General features: G+C 58.8%; 3 protein-coding genes and 1 pseudogene. 1 reads left to right on the top strand and 3 read right to left on the bottom strand.

The window, feature by feature from the left end; translation table 11 throughout:
• A partial coding sequence (tnpC, locus tag P0D80_RS48090) for an IS66 family transposase (protein WP_408295290.1) occupies nt 1-1,384 on the top strand: 1,384 nt, incomplete at its 5' end.
• 56 nt (nt 1,385-1,440) lie between these two features.
• On the opposite strand, the pseudogene P0D80_RS48085 reads toward tnpC, so the two are convergent.
• From P0D80_RS48085 to P0D80_RS48075, 3 genes and pseudogenes are all read right to left on the bottom strand, one after another.
• Nucleotides 1,441-1,551 (bottom strand): annotated as a pseudogene (locus P0D80_RS48085) (transposase); the annotation flags it as partial.
• A 326-nt stretch (nt 1,552-1,877) separates the two neighbouring features.
• Nucleotides 1,878-3,119 carry an RNA-binding domain-containing protein gene (locus P0D80_RS48080; RefSeq protein ID WP_408295287.1) on the bottom strand — a complete coding sequence of 414 codons (1,242 nt, stop codon included), beginning with the start codon at nt 3,117-3,119 and terminating at the stop codon, nt 1,878-1,880.
• 12 nt (nt 3,120-3,131) lie between these two features.
• Nucleotides 3,132-5,777 (bottom strand): TrlF family AAA-like ATPase, encoded by a 2,646-nt coding sequence (locus tag P0D80_RS48075; protein WP_408295284.1) that lies wholly within the window; start codon nt 5,775-5,777, stop codon nt 3,132-3,134.
• Nucleotides 5,778-6,473 lie beyond the last annotated feature (696 nt).

Below are 6,473 nucleotides of genomic sequence, written 5' to 3'. Positions count from 1 at the left end.
CCTGTTCCTGAATGAAGCGGAGCAGCTTGCCCCGACGCCGGCGACGCAGCCCGCGCAGGAAGAGCGGCCAGAGATCGAGGTGGCCGCGCACAAACGGAAGAAAGGCGGTCGCCGTCCGCTCGATCCGGCGCTGCCGCGCGAGGTGGTTCGATACGAATTGCCTGCGCACCAGCTGGTCTGCCCGCACGACGGCTCGGAGCTGGTCGGGATTGGCGTCGAAGTCAGCGAGCAGCTGGACATCATCCCGCAGCAGATCCGCGTGATCCGTCACGAACGTGTCAAGTATGCGCGCAAGCGGTGCGATCACGGACTGAAGGTCGCCCCGGTACCGCTGCGCATCATCCCGAAGGGACTGTTCACGGAAGCCGCACTGGCGTGGATCATCCTGTCGAAGTTCATGGACGCCTTGCCGCTGTACCGGATCGCGGCGCTGCTGCGCCGCTTCGGCGGCGACATCTCGCGCAACACGCTGGCGGCTTGCGTGATCCGCGTGGGCGAGGCGGTCCAGCCGGTGATCAACCTGATGCGCGATGTGCTGCTCGACAGCGCCGTGGGCCATGGCGACGAGACCAACGTTCAGGTGCTTAAGGAACCAGGGCGTGAGGCGCAATCAAAAAGTGCGGTCTGGGCTCAGATGAACGGCATCGGGCCGCCGGTGCGGCTGTACAGCTATGCCCCCGGACATCATGTGGAACATGGCGACAGGCTATGGGCGGGCATGCGCGAGGGTGCCGCATTGATGAGCGACGGCGGTGCCGTATATGATCTCATCGCGAAGAAGAATGGTCTGGTCCACCTCGGTTGCTGGACCCATGCGCGACGTGGCTTTGTGGAAGCCCAGGAGGTTTTGCCAAAGGAGGCGCACGGGATGCATCAGCCGGCCACGCAATTCCTGCATCTGATCGGCAAGCTGTATGCAGCCGAAGCGCGTGCGCGCGAGGCCCCACAGCGATGCATGCGGCTGCGCCGGCGTTACAGCCGCGTGGTGCTGGGCCAGATCAAGGCTTTACTGGATCAATATCTGGAGACAACGTTGCCCAGCGGCAAGCTGGGGCAGGCGCTGGGCTATCTCGGCAACCAGTGGCCGAAGCTGTGCCGTTACGTTGAAAACGAGACATGGCCGATATGCAATAACGCCTGCGAAAATTCGATCAGGCCATTTGTTGTCGGCAGAAAAAACTGGCTCTTCAGCGACACGGTGGCGGGTGCGAAGGCGAGCCTGAACCTGTATTCGCTGATCGAGTCGGCGAAGGCGAATGACGTCGACGTGTACCGGTATCTCGTCGATCTGTTCAGGACGCTGCCTTACGCGAAGACCGCCGACGACTACGAAGCCCTGCTGCCCTGGAAGCTCGGCAAGCCCGTGCGGAAGCCAACCACCTGATCGCTAACCCACCCGACGCCAAGGCGCAAGGTGCGGGTTCACGGACCGCTTACGCCCGACATGCCCAGCTCACGCGCGACGCCCCGGATGCTTTGTCCGTCCTTGATGCGTTTCACGGCTGCGACCCGGAATTCCGGCGTGTACTGCTGGTTCGGTACTTTTAACATTCTCGTGTTTCCTTTTTAGTCGAGTTTACCTCGACCTCCTGGAACACTATTTTTGGAGGGAACCTCAGAATTCGTTTGGCAGGCCCGTTCACGTCAAAAATCTGTAGTTCCGTCCACAGCGAGCGAACTCGGCCCCTTCCGAACAGAGCCACGCCGTAGCTGCACCCGGTCGCCGTGTCAGGCCGCATCAAAAACGCCGATTCCGCCGTCAGACGCGGGCTGTTTTCGCTCGTCTGTGTAACGCAAAAAATGCGGCTTTTGAACCACGCCGGGCAAACCAAGTTTTGCACCGGTTTGCCCTCCCCGAAACAGAGGCCGCCCTGCCGCTAGAGAGGTAGCCGCGCCGGGATAACCACGCGCAGATAGTCATCCGTCAAATCAAAGTCGGCATCCTTACCTGCATAGTCGCGCGTCAACGGCACGATCTTCCGGCGCACGCCCATGCCGCGTGAATCCACATAGCCATAGTCACGCATGATTTCCACAATGATTGGATTGCGCGGTGACCGCTGGCCGGCCAGCATTTTTTCAATGGTCATGGAATTCTGCAGCGCACCTGGACTGATTACTTCCAGGCGGTTCGAATAGTTGACCACTTCAACTTCGACTGATCGGGTCCAGTCTCTGTGCACAAAGGCATTAAGAATCGCCTCGCGAACGGCGTCAAGCGGATAGAGATAGGTTGACTCGCGACGCATACCTGCGTCAATTTCGGTGCCCTCCCTGGAAACAAACGGTCGCATCCGATCAGCCAGGCGCTCGATAAGACCATCCTCAATAATTTTTCGGCCGCCGCCAAGTCGTCCTTCCCACAGGGCGACAAGCGGGCCATCGAGCAGTGAGTCGTCTTGCGCCTGATACTCCTTGGATTCTCCTGCGAACGACATCCAGCGTACCCCCGCCTGGCGCAGACTGCGACGCGGACTTCGCCCGAACAACACCATCCCCGCGATGCTGCACACCGCGGGACCATCCGAGCGTTCCACCATGAATCCCAAGCCGATCAACCGTTGCTCCCAGTCGGCAGCAGATTGCGGTACGGCGACATCCCCAACGATGTTAAGAAGATAATCGCCGAGACGCACCTGATCAAGTTCGTCCAGACTGCTCCCCGAGACCGGCAGCATCTCCGCATGGAGCATCCCGCCGCTCGCGAAGAGGCGGGCTTGCTGCTCACGCGTCGCAAGGCGCGACGTGCTACCCACACGAATAAACGCTTCTTCACGATTGTTGTGACGGACGACATACGGCTTGGACGTTCCTTGCATGAGGGATATCACCGCCACTCTCTTCCCGTCGTCCAAAACAAGCTCTTCATAGAAAGGCAGGATCAACGGATGGACGTAGCGGCCAAAAACCGTATCCATGACCCACCTCTCGAGGTCCGCGCGCTGCACCCCACTAATGGCGCCATCATCTTCAACGCCTAAAAGCAACTTCCCGCCCTGGAAATTGGCCAGCGCGACAATTTCCTTCGCGAGCTGTTCTGGGCGCAAATCATCGCGCTTGAATTCCACGCCGGAATTCTCGCCATTGGCAATGATCTCCAGCAATTCCGATTTCAACATGAGCGCTTACCTCTAAAATTCGTACTTTTCTTTTCGCTGAATGAAGGCATCCCGGCCGCCCTCCAGGATGTCAGCGACCTGATCACGTATCGTCGGCACGTCAATCGAGCCCTGCGCTTCAAAACCCAGCGAACCGTGGCTTTCCGATGCGGTAAATACCCCGATCCACTCGGCATCACCGAACACTGGAATGTTGGCGTTATGCGTTGCGAACAAAAATTGGCGCCTGGTCTTGGCCGCACGCAACTCGTGCACAATTCGGTCTGCGATAAAGGCATTGTCTAAATTATCCTCTGGTTGATCCATTATCAGCGGATCTACGTTTTCCAGAAGCAGCATGTGCAAGATCGCCGTGCATTGCTGGCCGGTCGACAACTTCTCCAACGGCCGGAATACCGGGGAGGCCTGACCATGAGAAACATTGAGAAAAATTTCCACCCGGTCCTCAAGTTCCAAGGCTTCGAGTTCCATCAGCCGGGAGGGCGCGAGCTTGGTGAGTGCTTCCGCGACAAGCGGTGTCAGCCCCCAGTCGAGTTGAAGCGTTCCCTGACCGTCGCGAATGGCTTGCGCCAACGCAGCCGGCTTCACTGTTTCCCGTTCGTCGATCCATGACAGCCGCTTCTCCCCCACCCCCTCAAGTCGGCTCTCCAGAAAGAACATCTTGAGTGGCGAACGGTCCGCCTCTGCCACCACTTCGACTTTCAGTTTGCCGTCGAGCCGACGGTTCAGTTTCCTCGCTGCGCCATGCAAGCGCTGGGTACGCTCGTCCCGCAGATCCGATAACTCGGCGAGGAGGTTCCGGCGTTCTTGCAGTTGCGAGTCCAGCAACTGGCCGAAACTCGCCATGCGAGACTCGAGCGGCCTGATGCGTTCGATGTCTTGCAGCAATCGTTGATAGGCAGTGCCGACCTCTTGACCGCTTTTACCCGACGACGCTGGAAGGCTGCGCAATGCTTTCTCCAGTTCCGCCTCACCCTGCTGCAGCGACTGCTTCCACGTCTGGATTTGCATGCTCAGTTGCGCCTCGCCGCGAGCGAGTTCTTCCTGCAACGCACGCGCATGATGCTCGAAGCTGGTCCTGAGCTGTTCCAGCGTTGCTCGAAGCGCGATGAGCAAAGACGTATTGGGCAAGCCCTCTAACGCTTTGTCGCTGATAAACGTTAGATCGGGAAGGTTGTCGTGCAGCGCGGTTACGCCGTCCCGCAGGTGACTCAATTCATCGTTTGCCCGTCCGGCTATCTGGCGCTCGCGTTCGAACAAAGGCGTTTTGGACAGTTTTTCCTGGATGCCTAAACTCTGGAATCCTTGCAACTGCTCGACCAACTTCGGCAGTCGTGCAACCTGAGCTTTGACGTCATCGACCTCATCCAGTGTCTTGACGAGTTTTTGCTGGTTGTCGCTCAGGCGCTTCCTGAGTGCACTGTTACGTGGCCCATAGTCGTTGTCGCTGGGCAGGAAGCGGTCCAGCAACTGCAGCCGGCTCTGCTTGTCCTGCGCCAGTTCATAGATTTCGTTTTGACCATATATGTCGATGCCGGGCAGAAGGTCTCGCGGTTGCAGCGTCGACACATTGTCGCCGTCGTCCCGAACGATAGGCCGCTCGCCGTAGCGTCGAGACACGCGATAGCGCTTGCCATGCTGGGCAGACGAAATCACCTCTGCTTCTATCCGGCCATTTTCACTGCCTAAATTCTCTTTGATGATTTCTTGATGAATTTTCTGTGCCTGCCGGCTCTTGGGCGGAATGTCAAGTACGTAGCGCAGGCATTCGAGCAAGGTTGATTTACCCGTACCCCGGCCGCCGATGACCGTATTCAGGTGCTGAGAAAAGTTGATCCGCAGCCCGTCGAGATATCCCCCGGAGATGCTCAGCGAGACGATTTCCCCCGATGGGTGATCGTCTCGCTGCGAATGCAGGCGAATGCGTGACTCGGGGTCGAGGAATGCGACTTTGAAAGCATCGAAAGTCGGCCTGGTCATCTTTATCCAGCACGTCGCACCGGGGTCGTCCAGGTCTGCCGGTTTCGCCACGTCGCGCGCGTTGATCACCGCAACCGGACGGTCACGCTTCCAATTGGGGTCTTTGTTCAGAACGATGTTTTTGTATTCGGGCGGCAAATCGCTCACCGCGCCGGGTATCTGGATCGCCTTGACCAGGTCGTTACGCCGCCATGTATGGGTCGATTTCTGGAACAGGATGCCGCTCGCCTGGGTCGCGTGGGCCGCATACCAAAAGCCGCCGACATTCTTGATAGCCTCCGCCAGCTCCAGACATCCAAGACGGGAGGGCCAGACCTTTTCCTCCGGATCGGTCAATCCGAGTTTGCCCAAATATCGATTAAGCTGATCTCGGCTTGTGCCCTCCTCGAAAAGACACACCATGTGGATCTTTTCAGTCGACGCGATTTCAAAACCCGGAAAAACAACGATCCCGTGCGGCTCAAGTACGCCACGAAGCGTGTCCATACTGTCTACGCTCCCGTGATCCGCCAGTCCAACGACCTTGATGTCCAGCTCGAGGCATTTCTGCAACACCGCGTCGTTGTACGCGGATTCGCTCATACCGTGGTCGTTGCCCCGATAGACGCTGTTGTACCCGACTGTGTTGACCTGCAAGGCACAGCGCCAGAAACGGGCGTAGGTATATTGAATACTCATTCTCACTTTCTCCGCCGCGACGCATCGGGTCGCCGGCATTCATCGTTCACTGTCGCCTCGCCCGACAAAAGGTCGGCGACGGCCTTCCTCTCAGGCTGCCGACATCTTAATAGCTTCGGCGATCGTCATGGGGTAACATCCAGACTCGCCCGTTTGCTACGTATGCTTACTACGTACGCGTTGGGACGAGAAAGCCGGGTTGCATAAGGCCCGGCTCAAACACTGCGCTCAGAACACCGGTTAAGAATTGTCGCCCAACACGCGCAGTATGAATGGATGTGAGCGCTCTTCCCGGATCAACAAATAAAGCGAGCAGCCGCCGCGCTCAGGGACGATCTGATTTGGCCGGACCGACCACCATCGTCAACACGCCATGCGGGCACGGCGCTCGCGCCGGGCGTCGCGGTGTCAATGACATGCCTGTAAAAGGCGTCAGCGAAACGGAGGCGACGTGACGCCCTCCTCACGCGTCACCTTGCCATTCGCGCTATCCATCGACGAGGCCATGTGCGCACGAAAAATCCGCCCTTCTGCCATCCGTTCAGAAATCGCCCCATCTGATCACTGGCGTCATCGCGAACCGGCCATGACGCGAACGGCGGGCTGCCGCCAGGAATGCGCGCACAGGCGCGATGGGCGGCGAACCGCCGGCATGCCCCGCGCTCAGCGACGAGAGCGTTCGATTTGGTGGGGTCT

The organism is Paraburkholderia sp. RL17-373-BIF-A (genome assembly GCF_046030175.1).
GTDB lineage: Bacteria > Pseudomonadota > Gammaproteobacteria > Burkholderiales > Burkholderiaceae > Paraburkholderia.
This window is presented reverse-complemented; position numbering and strand designations above follow the sequence as displayed.

Excerpts from the sequence above, each read along its gene's own strand:
- P0D80_RS48080 (WP_408295287.1), bottom strand. The coding sequence starts at position 3,119 with ATGTTGAAATCGGAATTGCTGGAGATCATTGCCAATGGCGAGAATTCC.
- P0D80_RS48075 (WP_408295284.1), bottom strand. The coding sequence starts at position 5,777 with ATGAGTATTCAATATACCTACGCCCGTTTCTGGCGCTGTGCCTTGCAG.